Here is a 15,798-nt window from a genome sequence, read left to right on the forward strand (position 1 = left end):
GCCCGGCAGGCTCCTGTACTAAAGACCGGATCAGTTCTGGTAGGGAACCGGTCGGAAGAGGGCCGTGCCGAGACGATCAGGAATGGGCTCTCCGAGAAGCGCTGTCATACCCTTCAACCAGCTGCGGCGCGCCTCTATTGAGACTTCTGCCAACCTCAGGATTCTCTCGGCGGCCTCCAGTTGCCCCAGCTGCATTTGTCGCTGCCGTTCATCGTCTACTTCAGCCCGCTTCCGGGCTCTTTCAACGTTGAGCTTCAGAATACTGAGCAGGTCGTCCCCCTCAATCGCCAGGACGACAAGGCGATGCGAAACCGCGTCTTCAAGCCCCCGCAGACTATCGGCCCAACGTGCCCTGATCGTCGCCTCCTGCGAAGAGTAAAGGTCTTCCAAAGCCTCCTCTACAAGGCTCGCATCAATTCTGTGTGGATTACCGTAGGCCCGAGGAAAGCTGGCTTTCTCCCGATCGACATCGCCCTTCATCAAATCCAGAAGTGCCGCGGAGGGAAGTACCTTCCAAACATCCTCAGCGAGGAAGAAGGCGCTAACCTCAAAGATGGGCTCAAGATGCAGGTTTAGCCAGCGTCGATCCGTTCGCCACCAGTCTGTGACGAGATTGAAGAGCGATCTTAATCGCGCCCTCTGACCCTCTCCAAGAGCTTCGCTTATGATCTCTTCCGCAGTGGCCTTGTAGCTTTCAAACACCTGATCAGGCAGGCCAATTGCAGACGCTTCCGCGCAGAAGGCTGCCGCGAGCACCGGCTTGCTCCTGAACCTGTTGGCAGCTGCATTGTCCTCATCAAACCTGATGGTTTCAACCTCAAGGGTATCTTCAGAGCATGCTTCGCGCGCAGCCTTGAGAGACTGCTCGATGAGATCATCATGGATGCTGTCGCCGTGGCTGAAGAACCTGAGCGGCCGACCTTCAGGCTCGCCATCATCAGTGTGCACAACCATCAACGGCGGACGATGGAGATCTCTCAATCGGCTCAAGAAGGGAATATGGTCAGACATCCAGTTCGTGCCTTCCATCTCGGTGAGACGAATTGCGGGCGGAGCTTTCCTGAATGTGTCCTGGTACCAAAAGGTCATGAACCTGGTCTCAGGGTCGTGCTTGTCCTTCCGCCCCTGGAGCATAAAGAGCCGAGCTCTGCTCAAGAACTTGAGCCAACCAACAAGCGCAGCTTCACTTTTCTGCGTGAAGGTTTCTGAGATTTTCGACGAAATCACGGGCTCAGGCGGGTAAGCCCCCTGCAACTGAGCGTAGTGCTGGGTGGCAAGCTCAGTGAGCGGCGGAGCAAAATCGTCCAGCCTCGAAATCCGGGCTGTCTCATGGATCTCATCCCCAATCCGCTCGAGACGCGCGAACGCATCATTTTGTGAATTGGCCATCGCCAAATCTTCAAGAGCCCGACGGATATCCTCTGCAGTATCAGGAGGCACGGGGGGCATAGGCTCATCGAAAAGTCCCAGCCTTGTGAGCCCGGCCACGACCCTGCTTTCCGGTGTGTCGGGCTGGACAATTGTCCAGATGCGAATGTCTTTGCCCCGTTCGCCCTTGAAGAGAGCATTTGGACGAAGTCGATCAAGGCGTCCGATGAGCTGATCAATTGCATTCTGGTCCCACGGCGGATTGTAGAACACGATGTTGGAGGCAAAGTAATGCAGGTTGATCCCAGCCTGAACCCATTCCCCGACAAACAGGACTTGGTCCTCGCCGGCCGAGAAGCGTGCCATGGCCTCCTGCATCTCCCGAATGTCATCCAGCGCCTCATTTGCGCCACCAGCTGGCCTTCGCAGGGTCGAGATTCCCGTGCCCTCACCAAAGAATCGACGGATGTTTGACGAAACGAAATCAATCGTCGGATTGTCACCTGCCACGATGACCACCTGCTGGCTTTGGTCACGCTCCCAGATCGATCTGAGAATATCGAGAAGCACATCCAGTCGGGCGTCTCCCGGACCACTGTCACAGAACTCCAGGGCAAGGCGTCTGGATTCCGTGTCCTCGAGATCTGGTCTTGTCAGCAGGCTACGAACTGACCTTGAGCCGCGATGCAGGGTTTGAGCATTTGACCAGTAATCGCGGCTCGACGAACTGTCGTTCGCCAACCAGTCCAGTCCATGCCGCAATCTTCCGACGTCACCATCGATCGGGTCCGAAACCACGGCCTCGTATTTTCTCTTCGGAAAAAAGTCTGGCCATTGCTTTCTGGTCGATCTGATAATTCGCCGGCTTCTTGAGAACTGCTCGAATGCGAGTCGGCCATCAAGTCTGTCCTCGGCAACTTCCTTAAGAGCGGTTTCCTCAAGGCCGTCGATGAGCCCATCGAGATCCTTGCCCGAGGCCTCTGCAAGCATCGCCCGTTCAGGCTCAAGGATGGACAGAATCCTGTTTCGCGAGTTCGGCTCACCAAGCCGCGGGCTAGCCGAAAGGAGAAGCACCTGACGGAAATCGCGTGAGGCGCGCTGGACAGCCTCAATGACCTCTATCGGGAGCAGTTGGGGTTCATCCACTATCAGCAGATCAAAAAAATCCGGATCGAGTGCGAATGCCTCGAAGCCCTCATCCCCACTGTTCCGTCGACTTTGCAGGGTCTGCGGATTGATGATCCGCACAAAGTCCTCGTCCAACTCACCCGAACCGTCAAAGACCGACGCCTTGATGTGCGCTCTCGTCCAGCATTCCTTGTGCCACTGATCGATAAGCCGAGGTGGCGTCAGGATTACCGTGCGGTGCTGAGGTTTTTCCATTCTAAGGGCATTCAGAACCATTAGAGCCTGGACAGTCTTTCCCATCCCGACTTCATCCGCGATGAGATGCCTTATCCTGGTGCTGGCAAGGATGCGTCTGACCGTACTGATCTGGTATGGGTAGGGTTCGCCTGCGACGCCGAGCGCCCCGCAGATACCAAGGCCCTGGCCTTCAATTCGGCGACGCATCGCCTGGACACCGTTGGCGAACGCCAGAAAGCGACTGTCAATCATTGATCTGAACCAGCGATCGTGAGGCACGGTAGCGTAGCGCAGCATACCGGACCGCTCGGGCAGTCTGGCGGTCCTGCAAGAACCTCGAGATGGAGCTGAGCCAGTCATCAGTTTTCAGGAGCTCGGAAGGCTCAATCCATAAATGGAAGCCATCCTGAAGGATGGAGGCATCGATCCACTTTCGCTGGCCTCGGGGGGAGAGATCAGCATGCAGTTCTGCAAGAAGTGAGATCAGTTTCGCCGATGACTGTCGATAGTCCCACTCTTGGAGCTGCTTTCCGCGCTCGGTGGGGAGTATGAGCTGCGACATCAATCTGCCGCTGATCCTGCCAACTGCCATGCGATGCGCATTACGCCATAGCGGTGGTTCGGAATACGGGTCGGCGTTCTCGAACTTCTCGACATCAGGGCCATCGACATGTGAAGCGAATTCTTCGTAGGCATCCGCTGCTGCCACATCCATTCGATCAGCAAATAGCTCAAAATCGATTTGCTCAGGGTCCAGTGGCATGATTGTCCACGCCGCCTCGATCTTCGACGACAGGATTTTGAGGAAAGTCTGACGGCGAGCTTCAGGAATCGGAGGGATCTCCTCTTCCGCGATCAAACCAGACTCAAGCGCCTCGGAGGCAAGTACATCGTGAAGCGATCCGCCCGAGATCTGCGAACGCGTTTCGGCTTTGACCCACTCAGTGCCGCACAGCTGTTGTACGATCTTGGCCTCGATGGCTCCCGCAACCCTACGGGCTACCAGCGATGCAACCGAATGGGTGGGCCTCGCACAGGACCAGAGCAGATATCCCTCAAGCGTTTCCCGGAAACCTGCTGCTTCTGAAGAACCGGCGAGAGTCCTCAAAACCTCCGTTGGCAATCCAGGCTCGATCGTTCCAAGGTCCAGTTTCCCCGGGCCATCAGCTATCGCGCCCTCGAAGATAGTCTCTCCCTGTTTGTCGGGTACGAACACGGTGAAAACATCCTGTGTTTCTGTTGTCTCGTCGTACCTTTCCCGGAGCAACGGAGCCTCGATCATGGAGCGGGAAAGCTCCAGCTCACCGGTTTCCGAGACAGCCCGCCACGAGTTACCATTGCGGTGCCAATCGACAGGCACCGGATCCCAGCCAAGTGGTTGGCGGTGCTTCCAGATCCCCTCAAGCGAGACCTCAAGATATAGACGGGAGGATCTCGCTGGAGATGCATCTGCCAGTTTCCGAGACAGTTCAGCAGTAACCCGCGATGTCTCGGCATAGGTCGCCGGAATCATACTCAGGGCACCGGAACTCGATGCAATCACGCGGCCGCCGGAATGGATGCTGACCTGAAGAGTGACCGAGGGAAGATCCAAGGGACAATCGACAACCAGACTGAGCCGGCCCCGTTCAATGTCCTCCACGGATGGCGATGAAGGCTCCATTCTTATCGCCAGTGGACTGCTAGCGTGACCGGGTTCGTAGAACTGAATCTCCGAGGTAGCCCTAGCTGCACCGGTACGTACTTCCAGCACATCCCTTTCTTTCGTGCCGTCAAGAACGACAGCGATTTCCGCCTCGGAAAGTGAGACTGTTCCAGCTTCCCCCGACCTGATGGACCATTCGCCATCACTATCCGGACCACATCGCCTGAGGGCTACAGGCATTCCGCGTGCGAAGACCGGGCCACGAACTCCCTCTCCGATCTGGATGCCGCCAACAAATTCAAAGACGGGGTGCTGGTCCATGAAGAGATTGGCGCTTGCGAGAAAGGAGCGACCATCATCAATGGCTGCATTGACTTCAAATAGTTTCAAATCTCCGACGCCGGAAAGCAGCACAAGACTGTCGCTCTCAGGTAGTTTTCGTGATGTGGCGACGATTATGCGCCGAGATCGAGGTATCTTTCGATCAATCGGCCAATCCACGAATGAGCCGCCTCGGGTTTCCTCAACGAGGAAAAGGGGGTCGGAGGCTGTAGGCATCAGATCGCTAAGCTGCTCTGTGAGGACCGCTGAGCTTCTTTCCTCGTCAACAAAACCAGAAACCTCACCTGACATGACCGCATGAAGCATCTGCGGGCTCATCAGAAGATCGCGCCCGGGCGCGAGGTCGGAAAGCCTCAACTCCATCCCCGGCGGAGCAAGAGGAACTGCCCCGCCTGATCTTCCAAGCTCTTCCTCGAGAAGTGCCAGCGAACGTAGATCAAGCTCAGGTACTCGTAATGAGAAACTGGGGGCGTCGTCGCTGGCGAGATGTGCGCTGAACCTGAATTTTGGGCGCTCTCTTCTGGGGCGCGCTGCACTGCGTCTGGCTGAAGCGGATGCCACTGCCTGCCTTGCAACTGGATCAGCCTCAAGATCCGCGATGATCCGGTCCAGCGACACGGTATCCACCGCGCCCTCTGGAGGCGGGATCTCCAGAAGTCTCGCGACCAGAGCAGAAGCAACATCAGTAACCTCCAGCCACTCGATGAGCCTCGTATTCTGCTGGGAGCGAGCCTCAATTCTTAGCCGAGCCACGAGTTCGTCCACCGACGAGTCCGCAAACGCAAAAGCCATCGTCCTTCGGAGAGCCATCGCTAGAGGCCGATGAACCTCCCTCGACGCGATCGCATTGGTGACCGGCCATGCAATATGCCTGAAGTTTCGTGTCCATGGGGTATCCGCGGGCGCCTTGATTCCGAGACCCTTGTGAGCGAACTCGAACGCCTTCGTATGGGCTTTACGCGCTGACTCATCGAGCTCAGCCCCAATTTCAGCCTCGAATTTGGGCCAGAAATCGGTCCCGGTTCCGCGATAGTGATAGCCGACCTCCGACGAGCAGGCGACCAGGCACAATGGAAAGGGTGAGATCGCCAAATCAGCAGAGTGAGACCGGAGGCGACGCCCAAGTTCCACTTTGGCTCGTGCGATCTCATCAGGCTCGAGGCCGTGTTCCAAGCCAAAAACAGGTTGCCCAGATCTCTCACTGGCACAGCGCTGGTAAGCCGCCCCAACGCTGCGCTCGATCTCAGAGAGGCTCATTTATGCCTTTCCCATGTCCAAGGCCATTTTCATGAGATATCAATCTCGGGAATTGATACAAGCCTGAATCCAAATAGTTGAATTTGCGTGATTGGTGGGGAGTATTCGTGAACTCTATAAAGCCGGTAAAGGCAGAGGACTTCGCTCGTTCACTCGGTCTGCCTTCCGACGAGGCAGGACTGCCAACAAGAGGAAGCATCGCAGAGGCGGTACGGAGTTTTGTCAGTGTGAACCGTGTGGCCGATCGGGATGAGCTTGAGGAGTGGTTTCTCACGCTCGCCTCAGCTGCCGGATATACAGGCGAGATGTTGAAGAAGCGGTTCAGGAGTGTTTGCTCACAGCTCCTGGCGGCAGGAGATTGCGCAGCCGCAAGCAGGGAGAGCTCGACGTTTCTGATATCCGTGGAACCAAAGACCGTGGATCTCGAAACAGAAGAGTATGTTATTCTCGGGGACGCCCCTGGCGAGGCCATGAGCGGGGCTGGCAAGAACGTCATAAGAAGGGTTGGCAGGCAACAGGGATCGGTGAGCCTTTTCGATCACCTTTCGCCTCCTCCCTGGCCAGCGATTGCCGAGAGTCTGGCCCTCAATCAGGACACCTCGCCGTCGCAGATACTGACCTCAGTTCGCCTTTCTGGCGGCCTCCCCGAGCACCATCAACAAAGTGGGCTGGAAAGAAAGTATGAGGTCAGCCTGCAAGGAACGAGTTCAAGATTGTGCCTCGCTGCAGATGGAGAGCAAGATGTGCCCCTTCTCTGCTTTCAGGGCGAGCAGGGAAATGAACGCCGCATCCGCCTCGACTCTGACGAGTACCTCTCGTGGCTTTACCTGAGCGAGACTGGCATTGATGGTACCAGGGATTGGCCAGAGGATCTGCCGCTTCCATCAACTGTTCTGGCTGCGCTGACTCTTGTCGGAGAGCCGCTGGACGACGATCTGACAAGATGGGATCTGTCGGACAAAGCGAGGACAACTCTTTCTGAATGGCTGGGCATCCCACTTGCAGAACAGACACCGGTCACACGTGACCCTGCTCAATCTAAGGTAATCGATAGCTCGGCATCAGCACGGCTTCTTGTTGCTGCGGGCCCCGGTTCAGGAAAAACCTGGACCGCCTGCATGCGGGTCTCGAGACTGATTGAGGCCGGAACGTCGCCATCAAGAATTCTGATAATCAGCTTTACGAGAGCCGCGGTCGCGGAGATCAGAGGCCGAATTGCGTCGTTCCTCAAGGATCCTCGTGACGCCTATCAACTGAATATCCAGACCCTCGACTCCCTCGCCTGGTCTCTAAATGCCGGAGCAGGCGGCGGAAGTCAGACTTCAGGCGATTTCGACGGAAGCATTTCGGCAGCACTGAAGCTTTTTGCCGATCCGGAGGATTGGCTTCTGGATGAGATCGAACGCTATCAGCACGTGCTGATTGATGAGGCGCAGGACCTTACGGGCGCTCGCCGGGCGCTCGTTCTGGCCATGCTGCGTAACATTACAGACGAATGTGGTGTGTCTGTCTTTCACGATCCCGCGCAGGCCATATACGGGTTTCTTGATGTGAGCCTACAAGGTGTCGAAAAGGAACTAGAGAGCTGGGAACCGCCGTTCGAGAATATAGCGCTCGACCGCAACTACCGCTGCAAGTCTCCAGGCCTTGAGGCGATGTTTTCTGAGGGCCGGTCGCTCCTGCGTGACACCGGTCTCGATGCAAGAGAGATCTATAGTCGAATTCGCCAAAGAATTGAGGAAACGGCCTCTCCTGCAAACACGCGACGAGCTGCAGACGAGCGGCGAGACACCTTTTACCTTTACAGGTGGCGCGGTCAGCTCAACTCCGCGATCGATCAGGCGCTTAGGAACGGGACACCATTCAGGACGAGGTTGTCCCAGCATCGCAATCTTGTTCAGCCGTGGATTGCAGCCACCCTCCACAATTTCGTGGGGCGCGCTATCTCGCGAAGCGAATTTGTGGAGCTCTATAGTGAGCTCAGACCACACCCCGGTCTGCCGGCCGAGCAAGCCTGGCAATCCCTTTGCAGGATCTGTGGGACGACAGCAACGGAGATTGATCTGGCCAGGCTGGCTGAAATCATGCTGGGCCGATCTCCCTTGCCTGAGGTCGCGATCTCGGACGTCGGGCCGCGTTCGGCACCTCTCTTTTCAACCATTCACGCCGCAAAAGGCCGAGAGGCCGAAACGGTTGTGCTCAGTCTCCCATTCGAACCCAATGATAAGACAGATGACGATCTTCTTGAGGAAGCAAGGGTTCTCTATGTAGCCGCCACCCGCGCCTCTTCAGAATTGCGACTTGCTGCGTCTCCACGTGGAATGAAAACCCTCAATAATCCGTCCCGTCGAACTTGGCGCGAGTGGTCAAGAAGCAAGAGCCCGGCCGCGAAAGTGGAAATCGGATGCCCGGGGGATATCGAGCCGACACCGTATTCTTCGAGCAGCCAATCAAGGGACGATGCCAATTTTGTATTGTGGCAGTCCTCAGAGCGTGCGCAAAGCGTTGGACTGACGTTCGCCGATGGTCGTTACAGGATCACAATGAGTGACACAGGTATCGAGATCGGCACCCTTTCAAACGAATTCAATATGGACCTACGGTCAATCGCCGAGAAGCTCACGCAGGAGAAAGTCTACCCGGCACGAAATATCGAGGGTGCTTTCATGCTTGGCGCAACATCTGTAGCGAACCTTGACGAGGCCGGCATGCCATCATTCACACTGGTCCCAATCCTGTCGGGAGCGCCGCTCGTCTTCTTCAATCGGGCCTGAAAGACATTCACTCGTTTCGACCAAGCCATTTCAGCACCTCGCCGCTACCCGCAATCACCAGGTGGCTGGATGCACGGGACAAACCGACGTAGGCGTATTCGCTTGTCCCAAGATCCTGTGCGCGGAAAGCTATCAGGACGACAGGCCTTTCAAGCCCCTTGAAGCGCCTGACCGTGTCAATCACCACGGCGTCATCGGACATCTCGTCAGCGTCGGTGACTTCCATGTTGGTCCTGCCGACAAGAGTTCTGGTTTCCTCCACCATCTCGGAGTTGGGTAGCAGGAGCGCTGTTCCGCTAGGTGACCATTCCTGCTTGTTCACTAGATCCTTGAGCTTCTGAGCCATCACCCGCGGCAGCGGCTGATCAGTTTCCACCTGCAGCCATTCAACCAAGGTTCCCTCTGGGCCAATCGCCGTAATTGGAAATCCCGAATAGTGCTCTGCAGCGGCAACATGAATGTTGCGCGTGTTTCTCAGGTTCTGGCTGAGCCGGATCGGAATCAGCTCGAGGTCGGCGGGTGGCGCTTCCAGTTCTCCATAAACCTGCTGGTTGGAGTCGGCGAAAACCCGCATCCTTCGCTCATCTGAAAGCGCACTTTCGAGGATGATCCACCACAGCTGTTGGAAATCCTGCCCCTCATCGACAACGATCTCATCCCAGCGCAGCGAGGTGTCGCTCTCAACGGCCAGCATTGCGGCTTCAGGCAATCGCTTTCCGAAGTATTCTGGACTGCCGTCCTCACCCGGGAGCTGGTGCCCTGCGAGTTTGACAACATGTCTGCAGAAAGAGTGAAAGCTGAAAATGTCCAGATTTGCGACATCGCCCGCCATGCGTTGCATCGAACGAGCCAGTGAGCGATTGAAGCATGTCAGAAGCGTCTTTCTGCCAGCGAGAGCTGACCTGCGCGCTTCCTCAATCGCAATGACTGTCTTGCCGGTTCCGGCGCCACCTTCAACCAGCGTCTTCGGAATTCCGGAAATCATGTCAATGATGTGAAACTGACTCGGAGTAAGCGCGATCAACTGCCTGTTGGCGTCATCGATCTGAGCACCAAGAGAGAACTTGAGCTGGACAGGCTTGGCGAGGATATCCTCGAGGGCCCTGATGCCATCTGCGCCCAGCGGTTCGTCATCCGTCTGCTCCCGGCCTTCTCCCATCCGCTGCCCGACCCATGCCCTGAGGTCGTGCCTGAGATCCTTGGCACAGCAGAAGATCCTTCGCGGTTTATCAGCGCCTAGATCTGACGGAGGTGACGCCGCATTGGGGAAAATCACACCGTGTGCGATATGGATGCGCCTGGTTGGCCACTGGCGGTGGTCCTTCAGTCTCTGAAGCATCTCATGCTTGGCGCTGACTGCCTGACTGACTGGATCCTTGATGCGGTGTCTGATCCCGTCACGGTCAGTGCTGACCCATTGGGAAGCGGACGGATCGTAGGCAATACCTCCCCCCTTTACCTCAATGGCGAAAATGCCGAAGCGCGGATGTGCGATCAGAAAATCACATTCGCCATCCCGTTCGTTACCGAAGCGGTCTTCCCCGAGCCATGGCCTCGAATAGAATACCACAAAGTCGTCTTCGAGAACCCTCTCCAGCGCATCGAAGACAGAAATCTCGGCCTTCCGGAAGGGCGTGTTGCGTACCTCAAGGGGAAGCTTCTCCGGCCACATCTTCGCCATCAGTATTTCTCCAGAAGACTCGAACAGAATCCGAGTTCCGGTAGGTCCGGAGTGCCAACAATCAGGGCGCGGTCGAGGAAATGGTTGAACTCCTCGCAAGCAGTCTCCGGCGCAAGAACGCAGGCGTGGCATGCCGAGCGGGAGAAGCTTGCTGACGCCCCCATGAGATCCTCAATGCAGAGAGGGTCTGACGAGCACCATTCTGCTGACCGAACCGCATTGAGAAACATTTCGCCAAACCGGCCGGACCTTCCCTGACGCTGCAGGCCGCCAAGTGTGCCATCCGCGTCAGAGGTCGCCGTGTAGATAAGAAAGCCTGCCATCTCGCCACCTTCCTCGTCAGCGTAGAGGCGTTCCTGGATTGCAGAAGAAGAATAGCCACACTCGAGGGTCAGCTGCTTCATGACGATGTGAGAGAGCGTGTGGCAAAGAAGGAAACGGGCAGAAATGCTCCTTGGAACCGCATCTTCACCATGTCGCTCCTTCCATGCCCTTGCATGATCATCATTCAAACGCTGGACCCGATCCAGAACAACTGCGCGCTGTTCCCAAGTTTCAACCTGCTCCTCATCCAGAGCAACGAAAATGCCTTCCCCTCTCACCTCGATCGCGGGCAGCCACGGCAGCTTTTGCTCGCTCAGGAGTGCAATGTTGCCCTCTGCCAGATCTCCGGGAGGGTTAATCCTGGTAAAGCCCCTGATTGCCTGGACTTGGCGAAGTCTGACCGCCCGGACGACATCAGATATCAGGCCTTCAAGGTTTGTGGGGACCGGCTCATGGCGGATCTCGAACTCGGATTCCCTATCGCTCACTTCAGACTGTGAATTGAGAAACTGCCGGTATTCGGCAAGACGGAGGTGATCGATATCGATCTCTGCATCCTGGTTGAGTTCAGTTTCGATCAGATCAGCCAGTTCCGCTGGAGTTTTCCCAAGGCTGTCGAGCACATGCCGAAACGAGGGATCCTCACAGTATCTCTCGATCTGCCTGGCCCGGTCCTCCGGAAATGTAAGTGAAAGCGGTCCCCAGAAACCACCCAGCTTCTCCCGCAAGTTCGGCATCCAGGGGGGGATGCTCAATGCACTCTCGACGACCGGGAAATAGAGATTCGAGGCGCCTCGCTGCACACATACTGGCTTGAGTTCGCAGTTCTCGTCGGCTTCGACCAGCCAGGGACGTTTCCCGGCGCAGTTTGCACCATTCGCCCACATCTTTTTCGAGAACACGCCTTCCATTGACCGCCGGGCGCCACATTCCCGGCACTTGACGACCAGCCCCGCAAGGCCGGCGCTTTCCGATCGGAAGTCGAGGAAGCCATGACGACTTGCGTTCCTGCACCCAGCCTTGTGACGCACCCAGAAGTGCCAAGGGAAATCATCCAGATGTCCGTTCTCGCAGGCCATTACGAAACGCACGGGAATGACGTGTACCTTCCGGCCAGTCTCGCTCGTTCTGCTGCACTCGCCGCAATAAGGAGAAGGGTTGCCAGCCATGTTCGCCCAGTCGCTGGACTTTCCGATCCTGTCGCAATTCGGACATTGAAGCCAGATCGGGAATCTGGTGGCGACAAGGCGGCGGCTATCTTCCTTGTCGTCTTTCGAGGTTCGCGTTTCGAGAACCGGGGGAAGCCTGAAACCACTGACCTGCAATTTCTTTTGAAGACGCCGCTCCGTCACCGTTTGCCTGTTCGCGAGACCAGCCGGAGGAAACTTCTCATCCCATGTCTCGAGACCGGCTACTACACCTGAGACGGCACCTCCCGCCGCACGGAAGTCAACAACAGCACCAGGACCGAATGTCGAGACAAGCGACGCTCGCCTGACTTCTCCGAGATCATTCTTGGCCATGGCTTCCCTTACCTCCCCTTGCGCAGTCGTTCAGCCATCCGGAAAGCCGACCCGACTTCGACGCTACGCATGGTGTTCATCGTTGCCCACGCATCGCCAGGCTCACGACCAAGAGCCCTTTTCTGGGCAGCCTTTTCGGCGCTTTGCAGCAGGGATGCAGACGGTCGAAACTCGTCCCAGTATTTCTGGGGCGATCTTGCCTGCCAGTCATTCAGCAGCTTTTCGAGCTCCGCACCGACCTCGGTCTCCTCGCTATCAATTCGTTCTGCGCGCAGAACGATCTTGTGAACCAGCTCTTCGACAAGCTCGCGCCTTTCCTCTGTCAAACCGACGTCAGACTGACCGGTCATTCCCGGAATCAGGTGACGTACCGCAGCCACCAGAGCAGCGTGGAGAGCGCGGTCCCTCGCTCTCGAGGCAAACGGCGTTACGCTGGTGGCTTCTACATCCCGATAGAGGGCCTGGTGCCAGCCCGCGAAGGTCTCGAAATGTGATCTATCCCGTGCCTTTGCATTGTTGAGGATCGTTACAACCAGTCCTGACGTGTCACTTCGACCTACCCGGCTGGTGGACTGGATATATTCTGACGTAGTCTTCGGCTGCCCATTGACAACCATCAGCCCAAGCCGCGCTATATCCACGCCCACACTGACCATGTTTGTGGCCAGAACGACATCAACCGAGCCTTCATCGTCACACCGGATTTCAAGCTGGTCGAGCATCTTGAGGATATCGTCCTGCGTGCGCCGTGAGGTCAACTCCTCTACGTTCGACACCTCCCGCTCGTCTTCAGATCGGGCACCGGCAAACAACTTCACCGAATCCGACACGTCGTCTTGCATGAGAACGAGGGCACCTCCCAACTCGCGCAGAGAGTTGAAGTAGCCCAGCATGGTCCAGTAGTCGTCTTTGCCTTCGCCAGTCGGAAAGCGCGAAGCCGACTGGAGCAATGATCCCGCAACGGCCTGGAGTGCAAATTTGGCTGATCGGCCCGCCGTCGAAATGCCGATGTAGCGCCTCCCTTCCGCTTCTTCCATTACGGGTTTCGTGACGGCGAAACCTGAGTCCTGGTAATCAATTCCCGAAGGAGGAAACTGGCAGGTCCTTCTGTCGAACAGCGCTCTTACCTGCTCCTCAGCCTTCCTTATGGTGGCGGTCGAGCCAATGATCTTGGGTGGGTGTCCGGATGCTGAAAAGATCAGATCTATGGCGCTCTCATAAAGTCCAGACACCGTTCCCAGCGGCCCTGAGATAAGGTGCAGTTCATCCTGGATTATGAGGTCGGGTGTGTTGCCCTCATGGGCACCAAACAGGATAACAGTGCGTTCGTTCCTGACGATCTGTGCAAACTTGTCGACTGTGCCAATGAGCAGGGTCGGTCGCTGCTCATAGATATCTTCATCAACAGTGCAGACCGGAAGCTCGCCATGCAACAGACAGTCACTGTTCTCACAATGGACGCTGACGGGCGATGTTGCCCGTGGCTGTAGCCATTTGACGTCCTTGTGGCAGCAGGGGCATTTTGCAAGCTGTTCCGGCGAGGACACCTCTTTCGCTCCTTGCAAAGCGGCGTAGGCGGTGGCTCGCTTGTTTGGTGCAGCGGCATCCCCAACCCAAAGTCCTATTGAGACCGGATGCGCGCCGTTCAGTTGGAAATCGAAATTGGCCTCGATGAGGCGCGTCCGGATGGCCTCGCAGGCGGCGATCATGGCAACGGCGCGGGAAAACTGCTGGGTGGTAAGAAGTCGTAGCGTGTAGCGCATGACCGCTATCACTCCGGGACCGCTCTGGGCTGGACCGGCCAGCCGACGATGAAAAATCAGCATGGCAATGAGGCCCAGATAGGCTTCGGTCTTGCCGCCTCCGGTCGGGAACCAGAGTAGGTCCATCACATCCCGGTCCACGTGTCCACGGTCAATCGTGGACTCCGAGGCGAGCAGAAGAAAGGCCAGCTGAAACGGCCGCCAGACGAGAGGCCTGCTGCCACCCTCCTGTGCCCAGGCGAACTGCGTGCTCATGGCGAGGTTGGCCAGCTGAAACGCCTGTCGCATGGCCGTGTCGCGCCCCATTCTGCTGCATGCAGCTGACATTCGCGTAAGGACCAGGCGGCATTGCGCGAGGTTCGCCTCAGCGGCCTTCTGTTCCCATTCCTCTAGTTCAACGAACTTCGACAACTGGTCCGAGATCCAACATTCGTATGCTGCACAGAATGCCTCCAGCCCGCGCAGCAGGTCATCCGCGCCTGCACTGGCGAGAAAGTCCGCGCCGAGCGGGCCTCTTCCGCCTGCCGCGGCGAGCTCCTCGAAAACGGCATGTCCTGCCGAGGAAACATCCGGAACAATCCCGCTTGGCAACCAGGTACTTCGTATGAAAGTAACCGTGTTTCCGCTTTTCCCCGCAGATGGGGCAGACCACTCTGCGGAGCATGTATGGCCTGCCGCATACTCCTCCACATTGCGATAGAGCAGGGCGTTGGAGACTGCCTCATCGTCGTCAGACTGCGCGTTTAAGCCCCTGATCGAAGGCCGCGGAACGAGAGCAGATCCTTCAGCTGCTGTGACCTTTAAAACTGTCTGGAAGAAAGTATTGCTCTCAGCCTCATCCCTTCCCACCATCGAGAGGTTGGAGTTTATGAGGGTTGCCGTAACGAGCCGACAGTCCGGTCCTTCGACTGCCCTGACATGGAGCTCTGCACCACTTGCCAACTCGTTTTTCTCTGCAAGGTCAATCCTGAGAGCTCTCCCGTCACAGTTGATGTCATCAATCAGGAGGTCGACCGGGGTCCTTTCCCAAAACTCCTGACCATCTTCTTCGATCACCTTGTTGTATCTGGCGAAGCTGACCTCGACACTGATCTTGTGTTCACCGGCGGACTGGACCGAAAACGACACGCCAGCGGTAGATGGGCGCATCACGGATTTTGCCGGGATTTCCTCTGGCGTACCGTCGGACGCCTCCTCGTTCCTGCCCGCGCTGCCAACCTCAAGCTTGTCGTCCTCCTCTCCGGGAGTTTCCGATCGCATCGGCCAGAGGATCCCTGTCAGATACACATCCGAAGGACGGGATTTGAGCTTTTCGTTTTTCAATCGCGGCCCGATCAGATCTTCAGAGAGACGGTCAACCATTTCCGATCGGATACTGGAAGGGTCATTTATCACTGTCATATGATCGCTTCTCTTGCCCTTCCACCCAGCAGACGTCGAATGTGCGAGCCGCTCTAGTCACCAAGTACTAACTGTCTGTTTCGGATTTGGAAAATACTCAGTGTCGGAAATAGGATAATATCGCCAGAGAAGTCGCGCACAACCCAAGGCGCCAAGCAGGGGTCTGGCCTGCTTGAAATCTGGCAAGGCGCCGGAACTTCTCCTTTCGACTTTCTCTTGCTGAGCATACTGCACGGCCGCTGAAGACTCGGCTGCAATCAGCAGCTGTGGACCTAGGCGAAACAAACAAGGAACAAAGCTTGCTTCCCGGGAATCTTCGTGCCAGTTGGTCATTACCTTACCCAGCAGCTGGAGC

Annotated in this window: 6 protein-coding genes; 1 reads left to right on the plus strand and 5 read right to left on the minus strand. The window is 56.8% G+C overall.

What is annotated here, in order from left to right; genetic code table 11:
* Positions 1 to 30: 30 nt before the first annotated feature.
* Positions 31 to 2,985 (minus strand): DEAD/DEAH box helicase family protein, encoded by a 2,955-nt coding sequence (locus L1K66_RS04630; protein ID WP_252259820.1) that lies wholly within the window; start codon positions 2,983 to 2,985, stop codon positions 31 to 33.
* Positions 2,978 to 5,977, minus strand: a complete 3,000-nt coding sequence (locus tag L1K66_RS04635) for a hypothetical protein (protein WP_252259821.1) — start codon at positions 5,975 to 5,977, stop codon at positions 2,978 to 2,980. Before L1K66_RS04635 ends, L1K66_RS04630 begins: the two co-directional genes overlap by 8 nt.
* Before the next feature lie 107 nt (positions 5,978 to 6,084).
* Between L1K66_RS04635 and L1K66_RS04640 the strand changes: the two genes are divergently transcribed.
* A complete protein-coding gene (locus L1K66_RS04640; RefSeq protein WP_252259822.1) occupies positions 6,085 to 8,751 on the plus strand; it encodes a UvrD-helicase domain-containing protein in 2,667 nt (888 codons plus the stop codon).
* A gap of 7 nt (positions 8,752 to 8,758) precedes the next feature.
* Here the strand turns inward: L1K66_RS04640 and L1K66_RS04645 are convergent, their stop codons facing one another.
* Genes L1K66_RS04645 through L1K66_RS04655 form a run of 3 tightly spaced genes read right to left on the minus strand, consistent with a single transcriptional unit; the run spans position 8,759 to position 15,404 of the window.
* On the minus strand, positions 8,759 to 10,432 hold the full coding sequence (locus L1K66_RS04645; RefSeq protein WP_252259823.1) for a nuclease-related domain-containing DEAD/DEAH box helicase: 1,674 nt from the start codon (positions 10,430 to 10,432) through the stop codon (positions 8,759 to 8,761).
* Positions 10,432 to 12,279, minus strand: coding sequence for a DrmB family protein (drmB, locus tag L1K66_RS04650; RefSeq protein ID WP_252259824.1), 1,848 nt, complete (start codon positions 12,277 to 12,279; stop codon positions 10,432 to 10,434). The genes L1K66_RS04645 and drmB overlap by 1 nt, the downstream gene beginning before the upstream one ends.
* 8 nt (positions 12,280 to 12,287) lie before the next feature.
* Entirely contained in the window at positions 12,288 to 15,404 is a 3,117-nt protein-coding gene (locus L1K66_RS04655; protein WP_252259825.1) for a helicase-related protein, read from the minus strand.
* Between the last annotated feature and the right edge of the window lie 394 nt (positions 15,405 to 15,798).

The organism is Erythrobacter aurantius (assembly GCF_023823125.1).
Taxonomy (GTDB): domain Bacteria; phylum Pseudomonadota; class Alphaproteobacteria; order Sphingomonadales; family Sphingomonadaceae; genus Erythrobacter; species Erythrobacter aurantius.